The following is a 26,709-nucleotide window of genomic DNA, read 5'->3' as shown; positions in this document are numbered from 1 at the left end:
CTCGATCAAAACGGCGGATTGACGGAGAGAGCGGAAAGCATCATTTCACATACTCCGATGAAACGGTTTGGCCGGCCCGGGGATTTATTGGGAACATTGCTGTGGCTGGCGGATGAGGAGATGTCGGGATTTGTCACCGGCATTACGGTACCTGTGGACGGCGGGTTTTTGGCCTACTCGGGCGTATAGGAGGGTGAACCGATGAAACGAATCGTGTGTGAGGAGCCTTACCGCTTCAACATGACTGAAATAAAAGAGCCTAAGCCGAAGCAGGGAGAAGCGCTCGTCAACATCAAGCGCATCGGGGTATGCGGCACGGACTTTCACGCCTATTGCGGAAGGCAGCCGTTCTTTTCGTATCCAAGGGTGCTCGGTCATGAGCTGGCGGGCGAAATCGCCGAGATCCGCAATTCCCGAGGGTTGTTGAAGACCGGCGATCGGGTGACAGTCATTCCTTATTTGGAATGCGGCAATTGTGCCGCGTGCCGCAGCGGCCGCCCCAATTGCTGCATGAACCTTAATGTGCTCGGCGTCCACATTGACGGAGGAATGCAGGAGTATTTGGCAGTCCCTGCAGACCATTTGCTGAAAACGGATAATCTGACACACAGCGAAGCGGCTGTCGTCGAGTGTTTAAGCATCGGCGCCCACGCCGCAGAACGAGCGGATATTCGAAAAGGGGAGACGGTGCTGGTGATTGGAGCGGGGCCGATCGGCCTCGGCGTAATGAAATTTTCCAAATTGAAGGGGGCGAACGTGATCGCGATGGATCTGCGAGAAGACCGCCTGGCATTCAGCCGGATGTGGGCGGAAGCCGATGAAACCGTCGTCGCGGGTGAAAACGCGGCCGGAGAGATCAAGCGGTTGACAGCCGGCGATTTTCCCCAGGCGGTTTTTGACGCGACAGGCCATGCCGCTTCCATGAATGAGGCTTACAAGTACGCCGCTTACGGGGGACGCCTTGTCTATGTCGGGCTTGTCAATGACCGCCTGTCGATTCCGGACCCCGAGTTCCATAAAAGGGAGCTCGCGATTTTGTCCAGCCGCAATGCTTTGCGGAGCGATTTTGCGGCGGTCATTCGTGCCATTGAAAACGGTGCGGTTGACACAGAACGGTTTATTACAGGATACCTTCCATTCAGCGAAGTTGCCGGCGGCTTTGAATCAGCGTTTGCACCGGAGGAAAATTCTGTGAAGATGATGATCAATCTGGCAGATTAACGTTTCATAAAAAAAGCGGAAAGAGGGGTTGCCCATGTTCTCAAACGGCAGGGGTTTTGTGCTTGTGATGCTCTTTTTAGCCGGAGTGATTAATTATTTGGATCGTTCGGCGCTGTCTGTCGCCGCCCCGTTCATTCAGGAAGACCTGCACATCAGTCCCGCCCAGATGGGGATGTTGTTCAGCAGCTTTTTCATTGGATATGCGATCTTTAATTTTATCGGGGGCTGGGCTTCTGACAAATACGGGGCAAAGCATACGTTGTCGGCGGCAATGGTTGTCTGTCGGTGTTCAGCGGGTCCATTGCGCTTACGTACAACTTTGTGTCGCTCTTTATCATCCGCGTCATCTTCGGCATGGGAGAAGGTCCTCTTTCAGCAGCTACGAGCAAGGCGGTCAACAATTGGTTCCCGAAAAAAGAAAGGGCGAGGGCGCTCGGAATGGCCATGTGCGGAACGCCGCTCGGAGGGGCGGTGTCAGGGCCGATCGTCGGGCTGATTGCGATCCATTGGGGCTGGAAAGCTTCCTTTGTGCTGATTATGCTGATCGGTCTCATTTGGACTTGGTTTTGGATGAAGTTCATGAAAGACAAACCGGACGCATCTCAAAGTGCAGCCGCTGAGAAAGAGAGGAATTTGCAAAAGGGCGGCGGCATTCCGCTGTCCTTTTACTTAAAACAGCCGACCGTTCTTTTTACCGCGTTTGCTTTTTTCTCGTATAATTACGTTCTGTTTTTTTTCTTAACATGGTTTCCGAGCTATTTGACGACAGCCCGCGGGCTGAGCATCCACGATATGAGCATTGCGACTATCATTCCGTGGGTTGTCGGATTTATCGGTCTTGCATTGGGCGGATTTATTTCGGATTATATTTTCAGCATCACGGGCAAGCAGATGTTTTCTAGGAAAGCGGTTCTCGTCGTTTGCCTTTTGGCCGCGGCTGTATGTATAGGGTTTGCCGGAGTGGTGACGACGACGGCAGGAGCAGTTGCATTAGTCGCGCTATCGGTTTTCTTTTTGTATGTGACCGGGATTACCTACTGGGCGATCATTCAGGACATCGTTCATCCCGACCGTGTCGGAGGAGTCAGCGGATTCATGCATTTTCTCGCCAATACGTCAGGCATTATCGGTCCAACCGTCACGGGATTCATCGTAGAATACAGCGGGGCTTTTACGAGCGCATTTTTGCTGGCCGGGGGTCTTGCAGTGGCGGGATCGCTTTCTGTCGCCTTCTTTGTAAAACCGATCAAGGCTGATCGGCTGCCGCAATCCGTAACAGCAGATGAACAGGAGCATTCTTTGGGATAAAGGGGCACCGGGCTAAAGAGCGATGCTTGGAGCCCGATGTTTCTTTTTAGTTTTCATTGGAATGGTGAGGTACCCTGATGTTTCATTTCGCATCATGACATCAACTAGCATAGTCAAACCGGCATAGAGAACAGTCGCGGCCAATGAAAGTGGAATGATAAATATACTGATTATCGTGGTCAGGATTATTTTCACGTACTTGCTGCCTTTCTGTTTATAAAGGATCCCATATATTTCCGTGTTCGGACTAAAAGAAACCTGGCAATATATTTTTATATGATCTCCCCATTAAAATCGGATGGGTTAACGTCTGTAATACCTATATGCAATATTGAAATGTATAAAAAACAGCCAGTCGGCGGTACAATTTACCGCTAACCGGCTGTTTTGATAAAGGTGATTTATTTCCGTCTAGAAAATACGAGTTTTATCCGAAGGGCTTTCAAAAAGATATCAACTCTTCTTTTTCCCTCTGTTTAACGCCTTGATCACCTTCTCGCTTCTTTTCCTGAGGAGGGCCGTATAGTCTGAGAGGCCAAATTTTGCAAAATCGACATGTTTCACATGCTTCTTTATTTTTTTCACACCATCACCCGATTGCAGTCATTTTGGTTTATTGTATGTAAGATCGGGGAAAACGGAATAAGGACGGGAGAAATTTCCCGTCCTCTCTTATCAGGCTTTTTTTCGTTTATACTCATCGATCAGCCGGGCATTTTGCCTGAAAATCCGTTCGGTGTGGGGGCTGACTTCGTATTTGGCGATGTGGGTTTTTGATTGCTTTTTGAATACTTTACATGTGCCGCGCCCCGTTGAACGGTCTTTGTCTTGCTGAAAAACCGGCTCCATCATTCGTCACCTTCCTCTTCGTTTGGTAGCAGAAGATCATAGATGCTGGTTAAAGAAGTAAACAGCAGATAATCAAACTCAGTGACAAGGTCCTCGGATGTCAGTTTCATCACATAGTCGTATTCATGAATCGAGAATGGAATCAGGACCATTTTTCCGTTTTCTTCGTAATACACGTCTTTCCGGTCGAGCTTTTCCTGAACAGCGAAACGGTTTTCCATATGTTCGAGCAAATGATCTTTGCTCTCTTGTGAATTATATTCGCATAGTGCGGCGGATATATTCATTTTTTCGGCAAACCGTTTGATGAGTTTTTCAATGCCTTCAGCGTAAGCTTCTATATCTCCATAGTAGATGTGGATCGGTTCGTTTTTCAATAGGTATTGGTACGTTTTGAGCCTGTTTTGATACGTGTGGAGCAGGTCGTTGTTTTCTTCAAGAAGCTCTCTTGTGTCTGTGGCCAATTCGTTCGTGCCGAGCTTTTTGAAGTAGGCGTTTAAGAAAATAAACGCATCAGTCAACGTAAAAAAGACGGCGACGATCAAGTAATGGAGCCAATTGCTGAAAATGGACTGCGGATCGTACGTCCAGTAAAGCGCGGCGCCGATCACATAAAGGAGATACCATGTTTTCCGGATTGCGATCGTTTTTTCTTTCATCTTTTTTTCAAAACGCCAGACGGCAAAAACGTACAAGGTTAAGGCGAGGACGATCACCCAGACTGAAAATTGATAAAAAAGCAGCATAGCTTGTTCCCTCTTCCCGAGAAAAAGTGCAATACTGCTTCTATACATATGAGGGAAATCTCTTAAACATGAAAACTCCCGCTAAAGACATTCTTTAGCGGGAGGCTCAAGTTGACTAAAAAAACAAATCCAGTATAAAGTAGGCAAACGCGCCGAGGGTTCCTGCAATCGGAAGGGTAATCACCCATGTGACGACCATTCGTTTGGCCGTGCCCCAGTTAACGCCTTTCACCCTGTGGGCGGAGCCGACTCCGAGAATAGATGAAGAAATAACGTGAGTCGTGCTGACAGGCAAGTGAATGACCGTGGCCCCAAAGATGATCGCAGCGCCCGTTAAGTCGGCGGAAACACCGTTGACAGGGCGGAGCTTCATGATTTTGCCGCCGACGGTTTTAATGATTTTCCAGCCGCCGACTGACGTTCCAAGCCCCATGGCCAAGGCGCATGCGAATTGCACCCAGAAAGGGACCTCGTGCGTGTTGTGCATGCCGCCGGCAATCAATGCCATCGTAATGATCCCCATCGATTTTTGGGCGTCGTTCGTTCCGTGTGTGTAGGATTGCAGCGCCGCTGTTGCGATTTGCACCCGGCGGAACTGCTTGTTCGTTTTGGCAAGGTTGCTGTTTTTAAATATGAGCTTGACGATGGTATAGATGATATATCCTACAACAAAGGCAAGAATCGGTGATAAAATAAGTGCTTCGATAATTTTAATAAATCCGCTGTATTTAATCGCGCCGAATCCTGCTGATGCGATGACAGCCCCGGCAATGGCCCCGATAATCGCGTGGGATGAGCTGCTCGGAATGCCGAAGTACCACGTCACGAGATTCCATGTAATTCCGGCGATCAGAGCGGCGAGAATCACCAGTGATCCGTTGTGCAGTTTAAAAGGGTCAGCGATATCGCTCGTAATCGTTTTCGCAACGCCCGTAAACGTCATGGCGCCCACGAAGTTCATCACAGCTGCCATGATAATGGCGTGCCTTGGTTTTAAAGCTTTTGTCGAAACCGAGGTGGCGATTGCATTTGCAGTATCGTGAAACCCGTTGATAAAGTCAAATGCCAAAGCAAAGATGACAATCAGTATGGTTAATACAAATAATAGATCCATTATAATCCCTCGTTACGCATTTTTCATTATGATGGTTTCCAGATTGTTTGCTACACTTTGGCACGAATCCGCGATTTCTTCAAGCGTTTCATAAATTTCCCGGTATTGAATGACTTTAATCGGATCCGTTTCCGTACCGAAAAGATTTTTTAATGATTTGCGGTGGAGATTATCGCAGTTATGCTCGTATTCTTTAATTTTGATGGCGTGCGGCTGAATTTCTTTGAGACGGTTGTCCGCCATCAATTCGATTGTGATCAGGATTTCTTTTGCACATTCTCTGATATAGCCGCTGAATTTATCGATGTGTTCATCAGAAGACGTAATCGAAAAGATTTCCATCATTGCGGAGAAATGTTCGATGCCGTCGAGCACATCGTCAAGGCTGTTCGTCAGCTGAAGGATGTCTTCGCGCTCAATAGGCGTGATAAAAGCCTTATTCAGTTCCTTAATCATCGTATGTACATAGTTATCACCTTTTGTCTCATACTCTTTTAAGGTATCCGCGAATTCTTTAAGGGTCGTTTGATTCGTCACTTTATAGTTAACAAAATACTCGGCAGTTTCGTCTAAATTTTTTGCAATTTCCGTCAAAAGCACAGAAAACTTGTCTTTTTTTCTTTTTAACATTTGTAACCCTCCATTGTTTAAATGAGACAATGCACACATCAAAATATTATATAACTTTTTGTCGAAAAAAAACAGGTGCAGTCGAAAAAAACAATCAATTTTCAAGTGTGTCTATTTTTTGACAAAACGGTGAACGTAACAATGATGTGTTTCGTTATGAACTAGTCTGTTTGTCCTTTTATTTGATTATGCCTAAAGAATGATGATAAAACCATTTTTAAAACCGGGAAATTCGATTCAAAAAATATTGAAAATTATGATTCTTCTTTATTTTCAACTCAATTTCTTTTATAGTGGAAACAAACTGGAAAGGGAGTGAGCTGATGAGACGTTTTGCTTTCATTGTTTTGGTCTTTTGCTTAACGGTTGGTTGCTTTTTCAGTCCAGTTTCAAAAGCAGAAGGTGTAAGAGATGAAGGGGAAAAAGTTGCCGTAGGAACAGACGGAATGGTCGCAACAGCCCATCCGCTGGCGTCAAAAATCGGTGCCGATGTTTTGAAAAAAGGCGGAAATGCGATTGATGCGGCGATTGCGATTCAATTTGCCCTGAATGTCACAGAGCCGATGATGTCGGGACTCGGAGGCGGCGGGTTTATGATGGTATACGACGGCAAAACGAAGGAAACCTCGATCATCAACAGCCGTGAGCGGGCTCCCGCTGGCGCTACTCCGGATATGTTTTTGGACGAAGACGGAAAAGTCATCCCTTTTTCACAAAGGTCGACGCACGGAAATGCAGTCGGTGTGCCGGGTACGCTGAAGGGGCTTGAAGCTGCGCATAAAAAGTGGGGCACGAAAAAGATGAAGGACCTCATCAATCCTTCGATCAAGCTTGCCAAAGACGGGTTTCCAATCGATTCGGTACTGGCTGACGCGATTGATGAATATCAGGACAAGCTGAGCAAAACGGCAGCGAAAGAAATTTTTCTTCCTGACGGAAAACCATTGAAAGAGGGAGACATTCTCGTTCAAAAAGATTTGGCGAAAACGTTTACGTTGATTAAAAAAGAAGGGTCAAAAGCGTTTTATCAAGGAAAGATCGGTGAAGCGCTCGCAGGGGTCGTTCAGGATTTCGGGGGTTCGATGACGCCGGACGATCTGTCGCGCTATGAGGTAACGACCGACAAGCCGATCTGGGGAGAATATCACGGCTACGATATTGCGAGCATGCCTCCTCCGAGCTCAGGCGGAGTTTTCATGCTGCAAATGCTGAAGCTGATCGACGATTTTCATGTGTCCCAGTACGATCCGAAATCATTTGAAAAATATCATCTGCTGGCTGAAACGATGCACTTGTCATATGCCGACAGAGCGGCATACGCCGGAGATCCCGAGTTTGTCAATGTCCCGCTGAAAGGGCTCTTGAATGACGATTATATTAAGGAGCGGCAGAAGCTGATCAGCCTCGACTCGGTAAACCGTGAGGCGAAAGAGGGCGATCCGTGGAAATACGAATCAGGCGAGCCGAACTATTCGATCGTGAAGCAGCCTGACGATAAAACGGTCGGGGAAACGACACACTTTACCGTAACAGATCAATGGGGCAATGTCGTTTCTTATACGACGACGATTGAACAGCTCTTCGGAACGGGAATTATGGTGCCCGGCTACGGATTGTTCTTAAACAACGAGCTGACCGACTTTGATGCAGTTCCGGGCGGAGCCAATGAAGTGCAGCCGAATAAACGGCCGCTTTCCAGCATGACGCCGACGATTGTGTTTAAAGACGACAAACCTGTGCTTACCGTCGGTTCGCCTGGCGGAACGACGATCATCGCCTCGGTATTCCAGACGATCCTCAATTATTTTGAATACGGAATGAGCCTGCAGGATGCGATTGAAGAACCGCGAATTTACACGAACAGTCTCTCATCATACCGCTATGAAGAAGGGATGCCTGAGGATGTCAGGCTGAAGCTCAATGAGTTCGGTCATAAGTTTGGGACGAGTCCCGTGGACATCGGAAACGTGCAGAGCATTTTCATTGACCGGGAACACAAATCTTTCCTGGGCGTCGCCGATTCGAGCAGAAACGGGACGGCGGTCGGCGTCAATATTAAAAAGTCTGCAAAAGCTAAAAAATAGAATGTCAGAAGGTTTGATCCGGTTTATCTGCGGGTCAAACCTTTTTAATTTTGAAAGATTTCTTTAAAAATTAGTTGACTTGTAGGAATACTTTGAATATGATGAATATAAATTTGAGCTAATAGATGCCGATCGGACAGCCGAAGGCCCTTGACATGTTTTCATGTCAGGGGCTTTTTTTATTGATCGGGAGCGCTAAAGGGGGGAGCCCGGGTTCGCATTTCGGAAAAGAAGAGTAGCGAAAACGCCTATATCAACATATAAAAATAACATTTAAAGGAGGGCAATTTATGAAACTGTTCAACATTTCTATACTGTTCATCGTTTTTACACTGATCGGAGCGGGCTGCTCAAGCGAAAATACCCAGTCTTCCGATTCGGGTTCTGTCGAGCTTTTGAATGTTTCGTATGATCCGACGAGGGAGCTTTATCAGGAATATAATCAGGCCTTTAAAGAGTATTGGAAAGAAAAGAGCGGCCAAGACGTGACCATCAAGCAGTCACACGGAGGATCAGGCAAACAGGGGCGCTCCATTATCGACGGATTGGAAGCCGATGTGGCCACACTTGCTCTCGCTTATGACATTGACAGCATCGCGGACAAAGGCCTTCTGTCAAAAAATTGGCAAAAAGAGCTTCCCGACAACTCAACCCCTTATACATCAACGATTGTTTTTCTTGTGAAAAAAGGCAATCCAAAGCAGATTAAAGACTGGGATGATCTGGTCAAGTACGGCGTATCAGTCATCACCCCGAATCCGAAAACATCGGGGGGCGCGAGGTGGAACTACCTCGCCGCATGGGCATATGCTGATAAGGTCTACAGCGGAGACGAGAAAAAAATAGAGTCGTATATGAAAGAGTTGTACGGCCATGTCGAGGTGTTGGATTCGGGAGCCCGCGGCGCGACGACGACATTTGTTGAAAGGGGCTTGGGCGACGTGCTGATCGCCTGGGAAAATGAGGCCTATCTCACGCTGCATGAGCTTGGAAAAGATAAGTTTGAGATCGTCTACCCTTCGATCAGCATATTGGCGGAGCCGCCAGTTGCGGTTGTTGATAAGGTTGCAAAACGGAAAGGGACTGAAAAAGCAGCGAAAGCATACCTGGAATATTTATATTCCGAAAAAGGCCAAGAGATTGCCGCCAAACATTACTACCGACCTCGGGATAAAAAAGTGCTTCAAAAATATCAAAAGCAGTTTCCGCACGTAGAGCTGGTGAACGTAAATGACGGCTTCGGCGGCTGGAAAAAAGCCCAGGAAACGCATTTTAACGACGGAGGTTTGTTTGATCAATTGTATCAAAAGTAACGCAAGCTGGAGGTGTTCACAATCAAAACAGCAGGTGCGACAAGAAGAAAAAACATATTTCCCGGTTTTGGAATCAGCTTAGGCATTACGATGGCCTATCTCGGCATCATCGTCCTGATTCCGTTAACGATGGTATTTATGAAAACAGCCTCAATGGGGTTTCTCGACTTTTGGCAGGCGGTCGCCGAACCGAGAGTTCTCGCCTCGATCCGGCTTACGGTTATGACCGCTTTGGCGGCCGCCCTTGTCAATGCCGTATTCGGCCTGTTAATCGCCTGGGTGCTGACCCGCTATACCTTTCCCGGAAAAAAGCTGCTTGACGGGCTTGTCGACCTTCCGTTTGCGCTGCCGACCGCGGTCGCGGGAATTGCGCTTACATCGCTCTACTCGCCAAACGGATGGATCGGACAATTTTTGCACATAAAAGTCGCTTTTACGCCGCTTGGCATCATCATCGCCCTGGTGTTTATCGGCCTTCCTTTTATCGTGAGGACGGTTCAGCCGGTGATCGAGAACATCGAGAAAGAAATCGAGGAAGCATCGGCCATTCTCGGGGCGGCTCCGCGGCAGACTTTTTGGAAGGTGATTTTTCCCCAGCTGCTGCCTTCTGTAATCACAGGGTTTTCTTTGGCGTTTGCCAGGTCCCTCGGCGAATATGGCTCAGTCGTTTTTATCGCCGGCAATATTCCGTACAAAACGGAAATTGCGCCGCTGATTATCATGACAAAGCTTGAGCAATACGATTACAGCGGGGCAACGGCTGTTGCCTGTGTTATGCTGATGATTTCGTTTTTATTGCTGTTGATGATCAATCTGTTTCAATGGCGTGTATCAAAGCGGTGGGTAAGGAGTTGACAAAATTGAACGCACAGACGCATATGCAAAACGCAAGTCAAACGAGTCCATCTTCAGGCGCGAAAACGGTGCGGGCGTTCTCCATCGCCATCGTCTATCTGTTTTTATCCGTCTTTTTGCTCATGCCTCTTGCCGCCATTTTTATTAAGGCTTTTGAAAAAGGAGCGGATGTGTATTTCGCATCGATTTCAGATCCGGGCGCTTTGGCGGCCATCAGGCTGACGCTGCTTGTGCTGGCGATAACAGTGCCGCTTTCTGCCGTATTCGGCATCGCAGCCGCCTGGCTTGTCACAAAATACGATTTTAAAGGGAAAAACATTCTTGTCACATTGCTCGATTTGCCTTTTGCGGTTTCGCCCGTGATCGCCGGCCTTGTTTTCGTTCTTCTGTTTGGCACAACAGGGCTGTTCGGTCCGTGGCTGATTGACCACGGCATCAAAATTGTCTACGCTCTGCCTGGAATCGTGCTGGCGACATTGTTCGTGACGCTTCCGTTTGTTGCGCGCGAACTGATCCCTTTCATGCAAAGCCAGGGATCGGCTGAGGAGGAGGCATCGCTGACCCTCGGGGCGGGGGGCTGGAAAACCTTTTGGTACATCACATTGCCGAACATCAAATGGGCCCTCTTATACGGCGTGATTTTATGCGGGGCGAGGGCGATCGGCGAATTTGGCGCCGTCTCCGTCGTTTCCGGTCATATTAGAGGAGAGACGAATACCATGCCTCTCCACATCGAAATTTTATATAACGAATACCAATTTTCAGCCGCGTTTGCCGTCGCTTCATTAATGTCCATCCTGGCATTAATTACGCTGGTGCTGAAGAACATACTCGAAAAAAAGACAAAAACGGCAGGAAAAGGAGCTTAGGTAACAATGGGTATATCAATCAAAAATGTTTCCAAATCGTATGGTGAATTTCATGTGTTAAAAGATATCAATCTTGAAATCAAAAAAGGGGAGCTGATCTCCTTGTTGGGGCCGTCCGGATCGGGGAAAACGACGCTGCTCAGGATCATCGCCGGGCTTGAACAAGCTGATCGGGGAAACATTTTGTTTGAGGGGGCTGATCAGACAAACGTACATGTGAAAAACCGCAATGTCGGCTTTGTTTTTCAGCATTACGCCCTTTTTCGCAATATGACCGTTTTTGAAAATGTGGCCTATGGACTGAAAGTTCGTCCACGGAAAGAAAGGCTTTCGAAAAAAGAAATCAAGCAAAAGGTCGATGAGCTGCTGAACATCGTCAGGCTGAAAGAATTTGGCGAACGGTATCCTTCCCAGCTTTCAGGCGGGCAGAGGCAAAGGGTGGCTCTCGCCCGCGCCCTTGCCGTCAATCCCCAGGTGCTCCTTCTTGATGAACCGTTCGGCGCCCTTGATGCAAAGGTGAGAAAAGAACTGCGCCGCTGGCTCAGAAAAGTGCACGACGAGTTTCATATTACGAGCGTTTTTGTCACCCATGATCAGGAGGAAGCGCTTGACATCTCAGACCGCGTCGTGATTATGAACAACGGAAGGATCGAGCAAGTCGGCACGCCTGAGGCCGTGTATGAAATGCCGGAGAACCCGTTCGTGTACGATTTTCTCGGTACGGTCAACCAATTCAAAGGCCGGCTTGACAGCGGATATATTTACGATGGGAATTTCAAGTTTGAGTTGCCGGGAGATGTGAAAACCGTAAAGACTGCTGCCAATGGTATCGGGTTTGCCAGGCCGCACCACTTTATTGTCGAAAAAACGCCGGACCATGACAGCGGAATTCATTGTAAGGCGGAACACATCCGCGCAATCGGGTCGACGGTTCAGCTTGAGCTGAGGAGAACCGATACAGGGGATATCATTGAAATCGAATTAACGAAAGACGATTTTTTGAAGCTGCAAATCAAAGTAGGCGAGGATTTGTACGTCCGGCCTAAGCAGCTGAAAGTCTTTTGTTCATCGTAAAAACGGGTGATGGGAGCTTTTAGCTCCCATTTTTCGTCATTCAGAAAGAAGGATTTATCAAACAGGAAGCGAAATATACAAAATCAGACTCTGTTCCACAAAATGTAAGCGTTTTCTGCAAAAGGGGAGGGTTATTTATTATGATTCACGTGTTGTCGAACGGATTTTACCGCTTTTCCGAGTGGGTGATGAGGCTTGCGCTTCTGAATATGCTGTGGATCGGTTTCCAGCTGCGGGATTGATCGTATTCGGGCTTGCTCCGGCGACTTGCGCCATGTTTGCCGTGACGAGAAAATGGGCGATGGGCAATACGGATATCCCCGTTTTTCAGACGTTTTATACAGAATTTAAAAAAGGGTGGGGGAGATCGGTCATACTCGGTCTGATCCTGTCCCTTACCGCTCTTTTATTGTACGTCGATTTTCGAATCGCCGCCGTCTATTTTCGCGATCAGCCTGCCGTTATAAGCTTATTCATCAGCCTTTTTATCATATATGCCATCATCCTCTCCTACATTTTCCCGATCTATGTCCACTATGAGATGAACCAGATCGAAGCGCTGAAATACAGCTTCATGATCGGTTTTGCCCGCCCGCTCGTCTCTTTTTTGATGATCGTAAGTGCGATCGGCTTCGTGCTGCTCACCTTATTTCATGTCACATGTCTCTTGTTTTTCAGCGGCAGCGCTTTAAGCCTCGTATTGACAAAACTGGCGTTTCGCGCTTTCCGCGCGCTTGACGTCCGCCATGAGACCTTCATGCGCGAATGAAGGTGCTAACGTCCAGTGAACAGGTTTCAGCATTTAAAAATTAAAGATCAGTTGTTTATCCTCATTTCCTTTATCATGGCGATTTCGCTGATTTTGATGTTGGGCGGCGTTCAGTACGCTTTCCGCATGTATGATCAGCAAATTTACCGGAAATCGTCGCAAGTTTTGATGATGTCGTCAAAGAGCATTGAAGATGAGCTGAAAAAGATCGAAGACGTGTCATATCAAATCGCGACAGATCAAAACATTCAAACGAACCTCTTAAAAGCGGGACATGACCAGAACAAATACGGCCGCTACCGGATCAAACGGGAGATTTGGGATCAGCTTGCCGAATATACGGGATCAAAGCGGTACATCAAGTCGATCCATTTAGTCGACGCATTTGGAACGGAATACTCGGCCGGGGCAAACTCCTCTGAAGCGTTAAAACGGCAAATCAGCAGATTGACAAAGCAAGCGGCCCGCATGAAAGGGGGAAACGTATGGGTGACAAAGCCCGGCGCAAACGGCGAGCTTTTATCAGTCAGGGAAATCCGGTCGTACAAACAGCTGAATCTTGACCATCTGGGAATCGTATTGATCGTGGCGGACTTAAAAGGCATTGTCGGCGATCTCCCGAAGGATTGGGAGGAAGGCGCTGGCAAGGTTGCCATGTCGGATGGACGGCACACCTTTTTTTCGGACAGCCCTTTACAAAAAATCGACCCGCCCCGTTTATCTTCCCATGTTCAAAACGGATATACAATCGTGAAGAATAACGGCAGCCGCTTTTTTATGTCATATGTCACATCACCCTATGAAAATTGGACATACTGGAGCCTGATTCCCTTTGATGCGATGTTTTCCAAAATCTCTGCGATGAAAGCTATACTCATCTCCCTTTTTATTCTCTTCTTTTTGACAGCCGTCCTGTTCGGCAGAAAAATCGCCAGAGGCTTGACAAGCCCGATCGAAATGGAGGATCAACCTCGGCAAAAATATCCGTGCAGGCGCTCATTACACCCAGTTTATGGTCTATGACCTCGACGGCGACGGAAAAGCGGAAATCGCCATGAAAACGGCTGATGGAACGATTGACGGGACAGGACGGGTCATCGGCGACAAATCTGCCGATTACCGGAATGAAAAAGGCAGAATTTTAACAGGCCCTGAATACTTGTCCGTTTTTCATGGGGAAACGGGCCGGGAACTTGCGACTGTTGATTACGACCCGCCGCGCGGCAGGCTCGAAGACTGGGGAGACGGTTACGGCAACCGCATGGACCGGTTTCTCGCAGGCATCGCCTATTTGGATGGAGAACGGCCGAGCCTCGTGATGGCGCGGGGGTATTACACGAGAACGGTGCTTGTCGCCTACAACTTCCGCGGCGGCGGGCTTTCGAAGCTTTGGACGTTTGACAGCAACAATCCCGGATACGCCGGTTATGCCGGACAGGGGAATCACAGCCTGAGCGTCGCGGATGTCGATGGTGACGGGAAGGATGAGATCATTTACGGCGCGATGGCCGTCGATCACGACGGCAAGGGCCTTTATACGACAGGGCTTGGGCACGGAGATGCGATGCATCTCAGCGACCTTGATCCCGACCGGTGCGGCCTCGAAGTGTTTCAGGTGCATGAAGATCCGGGCTTGCCGTACGGCCTTTCATTTCGCGATGCAGGGACAGGAGAGGTGCTGTGGGGCGTCCCCGCTGATACAGATGTCGGCCGGGGAATGGCGGCGCACATCGATCCCCGTTATAAAGGCGCTCTCGTCTGGGCGATCGATCCTCCGGGGAATCGGGGGAATTCGTACGGCCTTTACACGAATAAGGGAGAAAAAATCAGCGATGCGGCTCCGGCTTCTGCCAACTTTGCGATCTGGTGGGACGGCGATCTGCTTCGCGAATTGCTGGACCATGATTGGAAAGAGCCGGATGGCGTTCCTAAAATCGATAAGTGGGATTATCATAACGGAAGACTGATCAATCTGCTGACTGCTAAAGGGTCCTTTCGAACAATTGGACGAAAGGCACGCCTGTTCTTCAAGCGAATATTTTCGGCGATTGGCGGGAAGAGGTGATCTTCAGGACGGCAAACAGCGATGCCCTGAGAATTTATACGACGACTGAACTGACTGAGCACCGTTTTTATACGCTCATGCACGATCCCGTCTACCGTTTAGGCGTCGCCTGGCAGAATGTCGCCTACAACCAGCCGCCGCATCCCGGATTTTATTTAGGGACGGGGATGAAAAAGCCGCCCCGTCCGAATATTTATACGGTGTCAATATAAGTAAAAAAAAATTTAAAATAATATTGACAATATATAAAATGTGTGATATAATCATTTATTTATTGACAAATGTATTATCCGCTATTATGCTTGTTGATGTACAGAAAGCCTGTGTACCAGTCTTTAGTAAGGAGCGGATGATCGATGAGAATGTCAGACGGTTTGGAAATGCTTGAAATAGGCGGAGAGGCTTTTGGACAGCAGATGATGCTGAATCCCGTGCTTGTATGGGATGAAGAAGCGGCCGTTTTAATCGACACCGGCATGCCGGGGCAATTTGAACAAATCAAGCGGGAGATAGAGAAGGCGGGAGTCCCGATCAGCAGCCTTCAGGCGGTGATTTTGACGCACCAGGATATCGATCACATCGGCAATCTTCCCGATTTATTACGGGAAGCCGGCGGCCGGGCAAAAAGCTATGCCCATAAGCTGGAAAAGCCGTACATTGAGGGCGAGCGTCCACTCATGAAAACAGATCCGAAGCATATGGATGAGGAAACGAAAAAAGCGATGCCGCGAGCGTTGCTGGCCATTTTAGAACATCCGCCGAAAGCGAAAATCGACCGGGAGCTGGAAGACGGAATGGAACTGCCGTTTTGCGGCGGCATTCGGGTGATCGCCACACCTGGTCATACCCCAGGCCACATCAGCCTCTATTTGAAGAAAAGCAAAACGTTAATCACAGGCGATGCACTCGTTTGCTCAGAAGGCGTTTTGCAGCCGCCCGTTCCCCGGGTCACGCCCGATATGAAGCAGGCACTTAAGTCTCTTGAGAAATTTTTAGATTGCGATATTGACAGGGGGATCTGCTATCACGGCGGTATTTCAGAAGGCGATCCGAAGGAGCGGATCAGGGAAATCATCGCTGAAGACAAATTTGTAACATATCGGCAAAAATAGGTGCGATACCGGAGGCGTCGGGCGAATCCCGATGCTTTTTCAAAAACAAAAAAGTATGAGTTCCCATAAAATGAAAAGAAAGCGATTGCAATACGAGCCGGAAAGAGGTGACAAATCTGGATTTTCAGGCAAACGGAACACGCTATACCGATATGGTGTACAGCTGCTGCAGGAATTCGGGGTTTAAGCTTCCTGCCGCGGCGGCAATCATGGCCGCTCGAAAACGCAGAAACGCTGCTTAGAGAAACTTCAGGATCTGCTTAAAAAACGTTCGGCAAACACGCTGACAATCGAGGACAGAATTGAAAACATTTTATCGTGAAAAGGAGTGTCCTGATCATGTCAACCACTATATATTTGGCCGGAGATTCGACTGTGCAGACCTACAAAGCGGATTCACCCCAAGGAGGGTGGGGGGAATTTCTGCAGCTCTATGTGTCGGAAGATGTTCATGTGATCAATCGGGCGATCGGAGGCAGAAGCTCAAAAACTTTTGTTGAAGAAGGAAGGCTTGCTTCGATTTTGGATGTCATCGAAAAAGGCGACTGGCTGTTTGTCCAAATGGGCCACAACGATTCGTCAAAGGACAAACCCGAACGCTACACAGAGCCGTATACGACATACAAGCAGTACTTAAAAATGTATGTCGACGGGGCGCGCCAGAAAGGAGCCGTACCTCTTCTCATCACCCCGGTGGCAAGGCTTCATTACAAAGATGGCGTGTTTTTAAACGATTTCCCCGATTATTGCATTGCCATGAAGCAAGTCGCGGCTGAAGAACATGTTCTGTTAATAGACCTGATGGATAGAAGTCTTCAGCATTTTTCGGAAAAAGGCTATAGTGAGATTTTTAAATATTTCATGATTTCAGAAAATATAAATGACTACACTCATTTTACAAAAAAAGGCGCCCGGGAAATGGCAAAACTCGTTTCCGCCGGTATTAAAGAGCTCGGACTGCCGCTCGTTAAAGAGACGGTATGAGTATGAAAAAACTGTATCACGGAGCCTGCTTCTATCCTGAATTATGGAATGAAGCCGTTCTTGAAGAAGATATCAAAAAGATGAAAGAAGCGGGGATCAATATCGTAAGGATCGGCGAGTTTGCCTGGTCGAAAATGGAGCCTGAAGAAGGGAAGTTTGACATCGGCTTTTTTGTCGATGTGATTCTGAAGCTCGCCTCCCATCAGATTGAAACCGTGATGTGCACGCCGACGGCGACCCCGCCGATCTGGCTGACCCACGGCCATCCCGAAAGGATGTATGTCAACGAAAGAGGCGAAACGATGTGCCACGGTTCAAGGCAGCATGTCTGTACGAACCATCCGTATTTCAGGGAGCGGGCCAGGCTGATCACCGAACAGATCGCACAAAAAACCGGCAGGCTGCCGGGGCTTGCCGGCTGGCAGCTCGACAATGAATTCAAATGCCATGTCAGCGAATGCATGTGTCAGACGTGCAAAACGCTGTGGCACAAATGGCTCAGGGAGAAATATGAGTCAATTGACAGGCTGAATGAAGCGTGGGGAGCCGATGTATGGAGCGAGACGTATCAACGCTTTGAGCAAATCCCGCAGCCCGGCGCGACGCCGTTTTTGCATAATTCCTCTTTAAGGACGATGTATCAGCAGTTTTCCATGGAAAAGATCGCCGAATTTGCCCGCGAACAAGCGGCTGTGATCAGAGCCTATTCAGATGCTCCGATCACCCATAACAGCAGCGTTATGTTTGGCGTGAACAATGAAGAGCTGTTCAGCGATCTTGATTTTGCATCATTTGATACGTACGCCTCCCAAGAAAACAGTGTAGCTTTTTTGTTCAACTGTGACTTATGGAGAAATATCAAAAAAGGGCGGCCGTTTTGGATTATGGAAACAAGCCCTTCCTACAGCGCTTCGCTCGTAAGCTATGCGACGCCTCATGAAGACGGCTATTTGAAGGCTGAAGCCGTATCTTCCTACGCCTTGGGCAGCGCCGCTTTTTGTTATTGGCTGTGGCGGCAGCAAAGAGCGGGATCAGAGCAGCCGCACGGGTCCGTCCTCAGCGCCTGGGGCGAACCTGACGTGGGATATGAGAATGTGCTTGAAGTCGAGCGTGCCAGAAAAGAGATGGAGCATATCATGCTTTCGACTGTTCCCGTTCAAGCTGAAGCTGCCGTCGTCTACTCGGACCGGGCGAAGGCATTTTTAAAAACCGAGCCCCATCGAGGGCTCAACTACAGGTCGCTGATCACCGGATTTTATCAACGATTTGTATCATTGGGCATTCACAGGGACGTTATTTTCGAAGGCAGCGCATTTGACGGCTACAAGCTCTTGTTTACCCCGTTTCTTCACTACATGCCGCAGGAATTGATCGAAAAAGCGTCGGCATTCGCGGAAAACGGCGGCATTTGGGGAGCCGGGCCTTTGACTGGCGGGAGGACAAAACACCATACGATCCATACCGACTGCGGGTTGGGGCCTTTAGAAACATATGCCGGCGTCAAAACGCTTTATACGTTTCCGATGGACGAACGGCGCGCGGTAGGGAGCGCTTTTGGCGTAATGGCTCCGCTGAGCCTCTGGAGCGCCGTTTTTGAAGCCCGTCCATCCGAAGCGCCCGGCATCATTGAACAAGGCCCCGCATCAGGGAAGGCTTTTATCACCGAGCGCAAACGGGGAAAAGGGAAAATCGTCATGCTCGGTTCGATGCCGGCTGGGAAATCGGGAGACGTGATGCTGAAGAGGCTGATCAGCCATTACGCCGAAGAAGCCGGCGTCACCATGAAGACGGATGTGACGCCGGGCACGATCGTTGCACCGCGGACAGGACCGGACGGCATCATCTGGGTCATTGTCAATATGGACGGCAAAGGGGGAGGAGTTACCCTTCATCAGGATGCTGTCGACTTGATCGCGAATAAAAGGGAAGCAGCGGGACGTCTGACGATCGAACCGTATCAATACCGCATCATCCTGTTTCCGGACATGTAAGCCATCGGCGATTGCCGACGGCTTTTTTTGCGGGCATTGCAGCGGCAAAACAAAGACGGGACGGCAAAAAAGGAGAAAACGTTGTCTTCTGTCAACAAGTGCCGCTGCAAAAACGGATGATTGACGGAAAGGCCGCCTGATGCGGAAAATCAGGCTGATCGATGCAAAACGAAAGGAGGAGCGCTTCTGATGACACAGGCTGAATTAAAATGGCTGAAATCGCCTCCCGCTGTCAAACGCGGTGTAACATGGGGAGTTCCTTGGAAAAAAGGCGTGCTGCAAAAGGAAGAACAGCTTTCAATTGCTGCACCGGGCGGTTCCGCGCCGTTTTTGCAAAGCTGGCCGCTGGCGTACTGGCCTGACGGGTCTGTAAAGTGGACCGGGCATGCAGCGGTTTTTGAGGGACGGTGCGCTGACCGTTTTATCCTGCAAAAAGGAGGACAAAAAGCGCCTGTAAGGAGTCTTCAAGTGGCGGAGGCAGAAAACGGGATCACCGTGAATACAGGTTTACTTGTCTGCTGCTTTAACAAAACGGGTTCACCATTGATCAGCTCGATTTCAGTTTCGGGTGAAACATTTGGCGCCGGCCGGCTCATCGCTTTTAAAGAAAGGAGGGGCGGCACACCATCAGAGAAAATCCATCGTATTGAACGATTTGAAGGTGTGATCAAGAGTGCGTCAGTCGAACAAAACGGCCCGGTGAAGGCGGTCATTAAGACAGAGGGGGTTCACTGCGGAAGCTCCGGAAATGAGTGGTTGCCATTTATCATCAGATTCATTTTTTATGCGGGAAGTGCGTCCATCAGGATCATGTACACGATCTTGATCGATTGTGATGCGAAACGCGAATGGGTGAAAGGTATCGGTCTTGAGTTTTCCGCGAAGTTCAGCGGGGCGCCGTGGAACCGGCATATCCGCTTTGCCGCTGACAGCGGAATTTACGGAGAAGCCGCCCAATTGCTTTTGACGAGACGGTTTGGCGAGGGAAACGGCATTTACGAAAAGCAGATCGCGGGGGAGCTCATCACGGAAAATGCCGATACATCTGCAGTGATCCGTGATGCATCAACAAACGCGGTTTGGAATGACTATAAGCTTATTCACGATTCGCCCACTCATTACAGATTGCAAAAACGGACTGGCGAAGATTGCGCATGGGTGTCCGCCATCCATGGAAGACGAGCGAAAGGGCTGATGTATGCGGGAGGCGAAAGCGGGGGAATGGCTCTAGGGCTAAAGAATTTTTTTGAAAAGTATCCGTCATCTCTTGAGGTATCGGGCCTCGGCTCCACAGAAACGAAAATGACCGCATGGTTTTGGCCTCCTGAGGCAGAGGCGATGGATTTCCGCCATTATTCAAAGAGCACCCATGTCGAAAGCGCCTATGAAGGGTTCGCGGAAATGCGCTCGACAGCCGTCGGAATCGCCAATACGAGCGAAGCCAACATTGCCTTTTTTACAAAACCGCCGAGCGGCGCAGAGCTCACAGCATTGGCTGGCGAATGGCAGCATCCGCCGCTTTTGGTCTGTGAACCGGACTATTATTATAAAACCCGCGCCCTTGGTGTATGGAGCGCGGTAGACACGAGCCATCCCTTTAAAGCAAAGCTTGAAGAACAGCTAAATGCGGCTTTTTCCTTTTACAAAAATGAAGTTGACCAGCGCGGCTGGTACGGATTTTGGCATTTTGGCGATGTCATGCACACGTATGACCCCGTCCGCCATGTGTGGCGCTATGACCTCGGCGGCTATGCCTGGCAAAATACAGAGCTCGTCCCGAATTTGTGGCTTTGGCAGATGTTTTTCAGATCGGGAAGGGAGGACGTGTTCAGAATGGCAGAAGCGATGACCCGCCATACGAGCGAAGTCGACTGCTATCATTTCGGCGAATATAAAGGGCTGGGGTCAAGGCACAATGTCGTCCATTGGGGCTGCGGTTGCAAGGAAGCGAGAATCAGCATGGCCGGGCTGCATAAAGCCTACTACTTTTTGACCGCGGATGAACGGACGGGCGACATTTTAACAGAAGTAAAGGATGCCGACCAGGCATTAAAGACGCTGGACCCGATGAGGGCGTATTATCCGAACGGCACAGCCACGCACGCGAGGGTCGGCCCCGATTGGGCGGCATTCTGCTCCAATTGGCTGACAGAATGGGAACGAACGGGTGATCAGGCCTACCTGGCGAAAATCCAAAAAGGAATCGCCCAGCTTAAAACAATGCCGCTTCGCCTGCTGTCAGGTCCGTCGTTTGAATATGAACCTGCGAGCGCGAAGCTGATTCATATCGGAGACGGGAACGAAGGAGGCTACCACATGGTGATCGCCTTTGGCGCTCCGCAAGTATGGATGGAGCTGGCCGGGCTTTTAGAGGACGAAGAATGGTGTGACATGCTGGCTGAATTCGGTGAATGTTATGTGCTGAGCGATGAAGAAAAGCGAAGCATGTCGGGCGGAACGCTTCATGACGGGCTGTTTCACTGGCCGATGTTTTCCGCCGCGATGGTCGCCTATGCGGCAAAACGGCGGAACGACCGGAGGCTTGCCGAAAAAGCGTGGGGACTTTTGCTCGATGAAACAAAGAGCCATACTCCGCTTCCTGTTGCTGTAAGAAAGACGAATACATGGGATTCGCTCTATGAAATTCCGTGGGTTACGACCAACTGCATATCGCAATGGTGTTTAAACACGATCGCCGTGCTTGAACTGCTGGGTGATATGCTGCCCGAATGCAGCCTTCAAGAAAAGATCATGCCGGCAAATAAAGGACAAAAAGAGTGCAAAAAATGAAGCTTGCCGGAAAATTGAAAGCGTTTTACATTTAGGAGAAAATCAAAGGGGGAATCGCAGATGCTGATGCCGAAAAACGTGAAAAAATGGCTTGCCGCACCGGCAGTCTGTTTATTTATCATGGGGGGCAGCGCAAATGAAACGTCTCATCAACAGGAAAAGGACGGACAAAAAAACGAAATCCGCATTATGGCTCCGCTTCTATCGCCGGAAAGCCCGGGGGAAAACAGCCCTTCGCTAAAAGCGCTCGAAACGTATACGAAAAAGCAAATCAGTGTGACATGGGTTCCGAACTCTTCCTACAACGACAAATTTAACATCATTATGGCTTCAGGCGATTTGCCGCATGCCATCGTTGTGGCGGACAAGTCGCCGGGGTTCATTAAATCGGTCAAAGCAGGAGCATTTTGGGAGCTTTCTCCATACTTAAAGGATTACAAAAACTTAAGCCGGGCAGACAAAAAGGTTATGAAAAACAGCTCGATAAACGGGGAGGTCTACGGCATATACAGAGCAAGGGATCTGATCCGCGCCTCGATCATCATCAGAACCGACTGGCTGGATAACGTCGGGCTTGATATGCCGAAAACGATCGACGATTTTTACGAAGTCCTGAAAGCGTTCAAAGAAAAAGACCCTGACAAAAACGGCAAAGACGACACGTACGGAATGGTGGTGCCGAAATGGATGGGGCTTGGCAACGGAAGTCCGTGGGATATTATGCAGACGTGGTTCGGAGCGCCGAACCGTTACGGAGTCAATGAGAATGGCGAGCTTGTTCCCGATTTTACGACGGACGAGTATATGGAGGCGCTCTTCTTCTTTAAAAAGCTTTACGATGAACGGCTGATCAACCGGGATTTTGCCGTGATGGATTCGGCGAAGTGGAACGATCCGGTTGTGAAGGGAAAGGCGGGCGTGATCGTTGATACAGGTTCGCGTGCTTCACAAATCCAGAGCGCTTTAGAGGAAAAGGATTCCGGAAACAAAGATGTGATCGACGTCATCGGAAGCGTAGAAGGGCCGAAGGGAACCTATACATTCCCTACCTCAGGATATGCGGGAATGATCGCGATTCCGAAAGCGAGCGTCAAAACGGAAAAAGAATTGAAGGAGGTGCTCGAGTTTCTCGACAACATGAATGACAAGCAAGCCCAGATCATCGCCAATAACGGGGTGGAAGGGCGGAATTACAAGCTTGAAAACGGCGCATTTACATCCCTTGAAAGAAACAACAAAAAACTGCTTTATGAGCATGAGGGACTCGCACAGTTCAGCATGGGGATTCCCGAGCAAAGGTATTATATCGAAGAGCAAAGGTCCAAGCTGTTCAAGCACAGGCAGAAAGTCATGAAAGAAGGCGAAAAAATAGCCGTGTTCAACCCGGCTGAATCGCTCGTATCTGATGTATATACGCAAAAAGGGGCACAGCTCGACAACATCATCCTTGACGCAAAAACACAGTTTATCATCGGCGATATCGATGAAAAAGGCTTTCACGATGCCGTGGAACTCTGGTATAAAAGCGGCGGGGAGGACCTGATGAAAGAGCTGAATCAATTGTATCAAAAGTCGAAATAGCGCTGTTCACCAGTACATCGAAAGGGGGTGCGGCAGATGGAAATCGCCGCCAAAACGGAGGGAGCCGCCGTCAAAACGAAAAGGAAAACGAATTGGCTGACCGCCATAAAACGCGACAAATGGCTGTATCTTCTGCTCGTTCCCGGTGTGTTATATTTTCTCATTTTCAAATACTGGCCGATGTGGGGCGTATTGATCGCTTTTAAGGATTATTCGCCGTATCTCGGCTTCTGGCAAAGCGAATGGGTCGGGTTCGAGTATTTTAAAGACTTTTTTATGAATCCCGATTTTTTCAGATTGCTGCGCAATACGCTCATGCTCGCCGCTCTCGATTTGATTTTTGCATTTCCGGCGCCGCTCATCCTCGCCCTCCTGCTGAATGAGATGAGGCACGCCATTTATAAAAGGTGCATTCAGACGCTGATCTACGTTCCGCATTTTGTCTCGTGGACGATCGTCGCAAGCATCACTTTTGTTTTCTTTACGGTCGATACCGGCGTGATCAATAAACTCATCGAAAGGGTAACGTGGGGAGAGATTTCTTTTCTCTCAGATCCTGAATGGTTCAGGCCGATGATCGTGATGCAGAGCATTTGGAAGGAAACGGGCTGGGGCACGATTTTGTTTTTGGCCGCGCTTGCTTCGGTTGATCAGGAGCAGTATGAAGCGGCCGTAATGGACGGGGCAGGGCGCTTCAGAAGGTTGTGGCATATTACGCTTCCTGCGATCAGAAGCACGATCGTCGTCCTCCTTATTCTCAGAATCGGCAGCTTTTTGAACATCGGCTTTGAACAGATTTTTTTAATGACCAATTCCTTGAACAGAAGCGTGGCAGAGATTTTTGATACGTATGTCTACGTTGTCGGGATCACGCAGGGCGCCTACAGCTACAGTACGGCAGTCGGGCTTTTCAAATCGGTTGTCGGCGTCATCCTGATTTTCGGAGCGAACTATATTGCGAAAAAATTTGACCAGGACGGTCTGTTTTAAAATGGAGGTGAAAGGAAATGGCCGGTCCAGAATCGCTTCATAACACGAAAGCCGGACGGGCGTTTGATGTGTTAAATATCGTCTTCCTCGGATGCTGCGGGCTTGTGACGGTGCTGCCCTTTCTGTACATCGTCGCCGGTTCGTTTGCAACAGAAGCAGAACTTGCGGAACGCAGCTTTTTTATCTTTCCGGAGACCTTTTCGCTTGATGCGTACCGCTATATGTTTTCAACGCCGACGTTCATCAGGAGCATGGGGGTGTCTGTATTCATCACGATTGTCGGCACGGTCGTTCAGCTCGTGTTTACATTTACGATGGCGTACCCGCTCGCCAAGCGGCATGTCAAAGGGAGGAACCTGGTGCTGAACCTCGTCATTTTTGCGATGCTTTTCAGCGGGGGGATGATTCCGACGTACCTCGTCGTCAAATCGCTGGGACTTCTTGATTCTTACTGGGCTTTAATTTTGCCGACGGCGATCAATCCGTTTAATTTAATCATTATTAAAAACTTTTTTCAGCAGCTGCCGAGAGAGCTCGAAGAGTCGGCTAAAATCGACGGCTGCTCGGAGATCGGCGTGTTTTTCCGGATCGCACTTCCGCTTTCAAAACCGATTGTTGCGACATTCGCCTTGTTTTATGCGGTCGGTATCTGGAACGACTTTTTCCACGCGCTCCTTTACATCAATGACAGCGCAAAATGGCCCCTGCAAATGGTGCTGCGCCAGGTGACGATCCTTTCTGATCTGACCGGAACGACAAACGAACTGGCAGAAAACGCCGTCCCGCCGGAGCAGTCGATCAAACTGGCCGTCATTGTCATTGCGACGCTCCCGATTTTAGCGGTGTATCCATTTTTGCAAAAACACTTTGCCAAAGGGATTTTGATCGGGTCTGTAAAAGGATAAAAAAGCCGCCGGCAATTGCCGGCGGCTTTTAAACGGAGGAATGTCTTTTTTTCATCCAAAAATACAACGGCAGTCCGGCAAGGCCGATCAAGATCGACCATAAACAGCTGTAAAAGTCCGTAATGAGCGTGCTTGCGAGGACAAACATAGATCCGGCGATGGCCGCAATCGGCAAATACGGGTAAAGCGGCACACTGTACGATCTTTTCAGTCCGCTGTTTTTCCTCCTTAAAATAAACACCGCGAAAAATGCCATCACATAAAAGATGTAGATCATAAAAATCGAAACCTCTGACAGCTTTTCAGGGTTGCTGATGACCATCAACATACAGGCGATGACGATCTGTACGATCACTGCGATCCATGGCGTACGAAACGTCGGATGGACGTGAGAGATCCAGTGCGAAAACGGCAGCTGTTTCTTTTCGGCCATCGCGAATATCACGCGCGGAAAGGACAGCACCTTTCCATTTAAGCACCCAAAAATGCTGACGATGATTCCGATGGAGATCAGTTTGCCGCCGATCGGCCCGAATAGCATCGAAGCAGCCGTGCCCGTCGCATTCTCTCCGAGTTCAACAATTTGATCAGCCGGTAAAACATGAAGCAGCGCTATATTGATAAACAAATAGCAGGCCGTGACCAGGAGAATGCCTCCGGTCATCGCTTTGGGAAGCAGCTTCTCAGGATGCTTCATCTCCCCTCCGAGCGCTGCGAGAAGAATCCAGCCGTCATATGCAAACAATGTCGCCAAAACGGCGGCCCCGAAGTTTTGGTCACTGATGGTGGATGTGATTGTGCTGAAGATCTGCTCATCGCCTTTCCAAAGGCCGAAAATCACGATAAAGACAATGGGGATCAGCTTTCCGACTGTCGTGAGCGTCTGAATCACTCCGCCGTATTTAGTGCCGATGATGTTGACGATGCACAAAAAGGCGAGGGTGATGATGCCGACAAGCGCTGCCCATGACTTGTCCCAGGAAAACAAATGGGTCACGAGTGAGCCGAAATACAATCCGATGGCGCCGATGATCGCCGGTCCGTATATGATAATCTGGACCCAGCCGCACAAAAAGCCCCAAAACTCTCCGTAAATCTCTTCAAGATACGTATAAAGACCGCCTGTTTTCGGTATCTGTGTGCCGATTTCGGCGATGGTCAATCCGCCCGCAAGCGTTAAAACCCCTCCGAGAAGCCAGGCGAAAAGCGCGATCTGCGAATTTCCGGAATAAGAAAGAACGCTGCCGGGCTTCATAAACACACCCGAGCCGATGATCGTTCCAATGACAAGAGAAAGCGCAAATAACAAGCCTATCTCTTTCCTGAGTCCGTTTACGTCTGCATTCATTTGTTACGCCTCCCATTGTTCATCTAAAAAACTTTTTTTATATTGTAATACCAATTTCGTAAAATAAAAATAAAATAAATTTTCTGATTTTCGTATTTTGACGTTTTTATT

20 protein-coding genes and 3 pseudogenes are annotated in these 26,709 nt (G+C 48.9%); 18 read left to right on the top strand and 5 right to left on the bottom strand.

Going from position 1 to position 26,709, the window contains the following annotated elements:
* The 3 genes and pseudogenes from V7126_RS05670 to V7126_RS05660 form a co-directional block, all read left to right on the top strand.
* Window positions 1-189: SDR family oxidoreductase (locus V7126_RS05670; protein ID WP_335497166.1), on the top strand; the 189-nt coding region annotated here is incomplete at its 5' end.
* 12 nt (window positions 190-201) lie between these two features.
* Window positions 202-1,221 carry a zinc-binding alcohol dehydrogenase family protein gene (locus V7126_RS05665; RefSeq protein WP_046131132.1) on the top strand — a complete coding sequence of 340 codons (1,020 nt, stop codon included), beginning with the start codon at window positions 202-204 and terminating at the stop codon, window positions 1,219-1,221.
* 34 nt (window positions 1,222-1,255) lie between these two features.
* A pseudogene (locus V7126_RS05660) lies at window positions 1,256-2,529 on the top strand (MFS transporter).
* 675 nt (window positions 2,530-3,204) lie between these two features.
* Here the strand turns inward: V7126_RS05660 and V7126_RS05655 are convergent.
* From V7126_RS05655 to V7126_RS05640, 4 genes are all read right to left on the bottom strand, one after another.
* The gene (locus V7126_RS05655; RefSeq protein ID WP_046131317.1) at window positions 3,205-3,378 is read right to left on the bottom strand and encodes a type II toxin-antitoxin system SpoIISB family antitoxin; all 174 of its coding nucleotides are present in this window, start codon (window positions 3,376-3,378) and stop codon (window positions 3,205-3,207) included.
* Complete coding sequence (locus tag V7126_RS05650) at window positions 3,378-4,124, bottom strand: type II toxin-antitoxin system SpoIISA family toxin (RefSeq protein WP_335497163.1); 747 nt, start codon at window positions 4,122-4,124, stop codon at window positions 3,378-3,380. Before V7126_RS05650 ends, V7126_RS05655 begins: the two co-directional genes overlap by 1 nt.
* 115 nt (window positions 4,125-4,239) lie before the next feature.
* Window positions 4,240-5,238 (bottom strand): inorganic phosphate transporter, encoded by a 999-nt coding sequence (locus V7126_RS05645; RefSeq protein WP_046131130.1) that lies wholly within the window; start codon window positions 5,236-5,238, stop codon window positions 4,240-4,242.
* Window positions 5,239-5,250: 12 nt separating this feature from the next.
* On the bottom strand, window positions 5,251-5,868 hold the full coding sequence (locus tag V7126_RS05640; protein WP_006638544.1) for a DUF47 domain-containing protein: 618 nt from the start codon (window positions 5,866-5,868) through the stop codon (window positions 5,251-5,253).
* A gap of 323 nt (window positions 5,869-6,191) precedes the next feature.
* On the opposite strand from V7126_RS05640, the gene ggt reads away from it, so the two are divergent.
* From ggt to V7126_RS05565, 15 genes and pseudogenes are all read left to right on the top strand, one after another.
* Window positions 6,192-7,952: a gamma-glutamyltransferase gene (gene ggt / locus V7126_RS05635; RefSeq protein ID WP_046131129.1), complete on the top strand. Its 1,761-nt coding sequence runs from the start codon at window positions 6,192-6,194 to the stop codon at window positions 7,950-7,952.
* Between the two features lie 290 nt (window positions 7,953-8,242).
* Window positions 8,243-9,265 (top strand): sulfate ABC transporter substrate-binding protein, encoded by a 1,023-nt coding sequence (locus tag V7126_RS05630; protein ID WP_335497152.1) that lies wholly within the window; start codon window positions 8,243-8,245, stop codon window positions 9,263-9,265.
* 90 nt (window positions 9,266-9,355) lie between these two features.
* Window positions 9,356-10,120, top strand: coding sequence for a sulfate ABC transporter permease subunit CysT (gene cysT / locus V7126_RS05625; RefSeq protein ID WP_231947481.1), 765 nt, complete (start codon window positions 9,356-9,358; stop codon window positions 10,118-10,120).
* Between the two features lie 23 nt (window positions 10,121-10,143).
* On the top strand, window positions 10,144-10,989 hold the full coding sequence (gene cysW, locus V7126_RS05620; RefSeq protein ID WP_046131315.1) for a sulfate ABC transporter permease subunit CysW: 846 nt from the start codon (window positions 10,144-10,146) through the stop codon (window positions 10,987-10,989).
* A gap of 6 nt (window positions 10,990-10,995) precedes the next feature.
* Window positions 10,996-12,063 carry a sulfate/molybdate ABC transporter ATP-binding protein gene (locus V7126_RS05615; RefSeq protein WP_046131127.1) on the top strand — a complete coding sequence of 356 codons (1,068 nt, stop codon included), beginning with the start codon at window positions 10,996-10,998 and terminating at the stop codon, window positions 12,061-12,063.
* A 140-nt stretch (window positions 12,064-12,203) separates the two neighbouring features.
* Window positions 12,204-12,832: pseudogene (locus V7126_RS05610) on the top strand (YesL family protein).
* Window positions 12,833-12,847: 15 nt separating this feature from the next.
* The gene (locus V7126_RS05605) at window positions 12,848-13,855 is read left to right on the top strand and encodes a cache domain-containing protein (RefSeq protein ID WP_236809703.1); all 1,008 of its coding nucleotides are present in this window, start codon (window positions 12,848-12,850) and stop codon (window positions 13,853-13,855) included.
* A pseudogene (locus V7126_RS05600) lies at window positions 13,791-15,109 on the top strand (rhamnogalacturonan lyase); the annotation flags it as partial. The gene V7126_RS05605 and the pseudogene V7126_RS05600, both read left to right, overlap by 65 nt.
* Before the next feature lie 144 nt (window positions 15,110-15,253).
* Window positions 15,254-16,009, top strand: coding sequence for an MBL fold metallo-hydrolase (locus V7126_RS05595; RefSeq protein ID WP_175076306.1), 756 nt, complete (start codon window positions 15,254-15,256; stop codon window positions 16,007-16,009).
* Window positions 16,010-16,348: 339 nt separating this feature from the next.
* On the top strand, window positions 16,349-16,993 hold the full coding sequence (locus V7126_RS05590; protein WP_335497149.1) for a rhamnogalacturonan acetylesterase: 645 nt from the start codon (window positions 16,349-16,351) through the stop codon (window positions 16,991-16,993).
* 2 nt (window positions 16,994-16,995) lie between these two features.
* Complete coding sequence (locus V7126_RS05585; protein ID WP_335497146.1) at window positions 16,996-18,984, top strand: beta-galactosidase; 1,989 nt, start codon at window positions 16,996-16,998, stop codon at window positions 18,982-18,984.
* A gap of 189 nt (window positions 18,985-19,173) precedes the next feature.
* Complete coding sequence (locus V7126_RS05580; protein WP_335497142.1) at window positions 19,174-21,774, top strand: hypothetical protein; 2,601 nt, start codon at window positions 19,174-19,176, stop codon at window positions 21,772-21,774.
* Between the two features lie 66 nt (window positions 21,775-21,840).
* The gene (locus V7126_RS05575) at window positions 21,841-23,355 is read left to right on the top strand and encodes an extracellular solute-binding protein (protein ID WP_335497197.1); all 1,515 of its coding nucleotides are present in this window, start codon (window positions 21,841-21,843) and stop codon (window positions 23,353-23,355) included.
* A 36-nt stretch (window positions 23,356-23,391) separates the two neighbouring features.
* The gene (locus tag V7126_RS05570) at window positions 23,392-24,345 is read left to right on the top strand and encodes an ABC transporter permease (RefSeq protein ID WP_335497140.1); all 954 of its coding nucleotides are present in this window, start codon (window positions 23,392-23,394) and stop codon (window positions 24,343-24,345) included.
* Between the two features lie 17 nt (window positions 24,346-24,362).
* Window positions 24,363-25,250, top strand: a complete 888-nt coding sequence (locus tag V7126_RS05565; protein WP_335497137.1) for a carbohydrate ABC transporter permease — start codon at window positions 24,363-24,365, stop codon at window positions 25,248-25,250.
* 28 nt (window positions 25,251-25,278) lie between these two features.
* Here V7126_RS05565 and V7126_RS05560 read toward each other — a convergent pair whose 3' ends face one another.
* Window positions 25,279-26,598 carry an APC family permease gene (locus tag V7126_RS05560; protein WP_335497135.1) on the bottom strand — a complete coding sequence of 440 codons (1,320 nt, stop codon included), beginning with the start codon at window positions 26,596-26,598 and terminating at the stop codon, window positions 25,279-25,281.
* Between the last annotated feature and the right edge of the window lie 111 nt (window positions 26,599-26,709).

Source organism: Bacillus sp. JJ675 (assembly GCF_036963165.1).
Classification (GTDB): domain Bacteria; phylum Bacillota; class Bacilli; order Bacillales; family Bacillaceae; genus Bacillus; species Bacillus glycinifermentans.
The sequence above is the reverse complement of the archived record's forward strand: the minus strand, read 5'-3'. Positions and strand labels throughout refer to the sequence as shown.

What these genes read in the sequence shown, in the direction of transcription:
- V7126_RS05665 (WP_046131132.1), top strand. Translation starts at nt 202, where the DNA reads ATGAAACGAATCGTGTGTGAGGAGCCTTACCGCTTCAACATGACTGAA.
- V7126_RS05655 (WP_046131317.1), bottom strand. Translation starts at nt 3,378, where the DNA reads ATGGAGCCGGTTTTTCAGCAAGACAAAGACCGTTCAACGGGGCGCGGC.
- V7126_RS05650 (WP_335497163.1), bottom strand. Translation starts at nt 4,124, where the DNA reads ATGCTGCTTTTTTATCAATTTTCAGTCTGGGTGATCGTCCTCGCCTTA.
- V7126_RS05645 (WP_046131130.1), bottom strand. Translation starts at nt 5,238, where the DNA reads ATGGATCTATTATTTGTATTAACCATACTGATTGTCATCTTTGCTTTG.
- V7126_RS05640 (WP_006638544.1), bottom strand. Translation starts at nt 5,868, where the DNA reads ATGTTAAAAAGAAAAAAAGACAAGTTTTCTGTGCTTTTGACGGAAATT.
- ggt (WP_046131129.1), top strand. Translation starts at nt 6,192, where the DNA reads ATGAGACGTTTTGCTTTCATTGTTTTGGTCTTTTGCTTAACGGTTGGT.
- V7126_RS05630 (WP_335497152.1), top strand. Translation starts at nt 8,243, where the DNA reads ATGAAACTGTTCAACATTTCTATACTGTTCATCGTTTTTACACTGATC.
- cysT (WP_231947481.1), top strand. Translation starts at nt 9,356, where the DNA reads ATGGCCTATCTCGGCATCATCGTCCTGATTCCGTTAACGATGGTATTT.
- cysW (WP_046131315.1), top strand. Translation starts at nt 10,144, where the DNA reads ATGCAAAACGCAAGTCAAACGAGTCCATCTTCAGGCGCGAAAACGGTG.
- V7126_RS05615 (WP_046131127.1), top strand. Translation starts at nt 10,996, where the DNA reads ATGGGTATATCAATCAAAAATGTTTCCAAATCGTATGGTGAATTTCAT.
- V7126_RS05595 (WP_175076306.1), top strand. Translation starts at nt 15,254, where the DNA reads ATGAGAATGTCAGACGGTTTGGAAATGCTTGAAATAGGCGGAGAGGCT.
- V7126_RS05590 (WP_335497149.1), top strand. Translation starts at nt 16,349, where the DNA reads ATGTCAACCACTATATATTTGGCCGGAGATTCGACTGTGCAGACCTAC.
- V7126_RS05585 (WP_335497146.1), top strand. Translation starts at nt 16,996, where the DNA reads ATGAAAAAACTGTATCACGGAGCCTGCTTCTATCCTGAATTATGGAAT.
- V7126_RS05580 (WP_335497142.1), top strand. Translation starts at nt 19,174, where the DNA reads ATGACACAGGCTGAATTAAAATGGCTGAAATCGCCTCCCGCTGTCAAA.
- V7126_RS05575 (WP_335497197.1), top strand. Translation starts at nt 21,841, where the DNA reads ATGCCGAAAAACGTGAAAAAATGGCTTGCCGCACCGGCAGTCTGTTTA.
- V7126_RS05570 (WP_335497140.1), top strand. Translation starts at nt 23,392, where the DNA reads ATGGAAATCGCCGCCAAAACGGAGGGAGCCGCCGTCAAAACGAAAAGG.
- V7126_RS05565 (WP_335497137.1), top strand. Translation starts at nt 24,363, where the DNA reads ATGGCCGGTCCAGAATCGCTTCATAACACGAAAGCCGGACGGGCGTTT.
- V7126_RS05560 (WP_335497135.1), bottom strand. Translation starts at nt 26,598, where the DNA reads ATGAATGCAGACGTAAACGGACTCAGGAAAGAGATAGGCTTGTTATTT.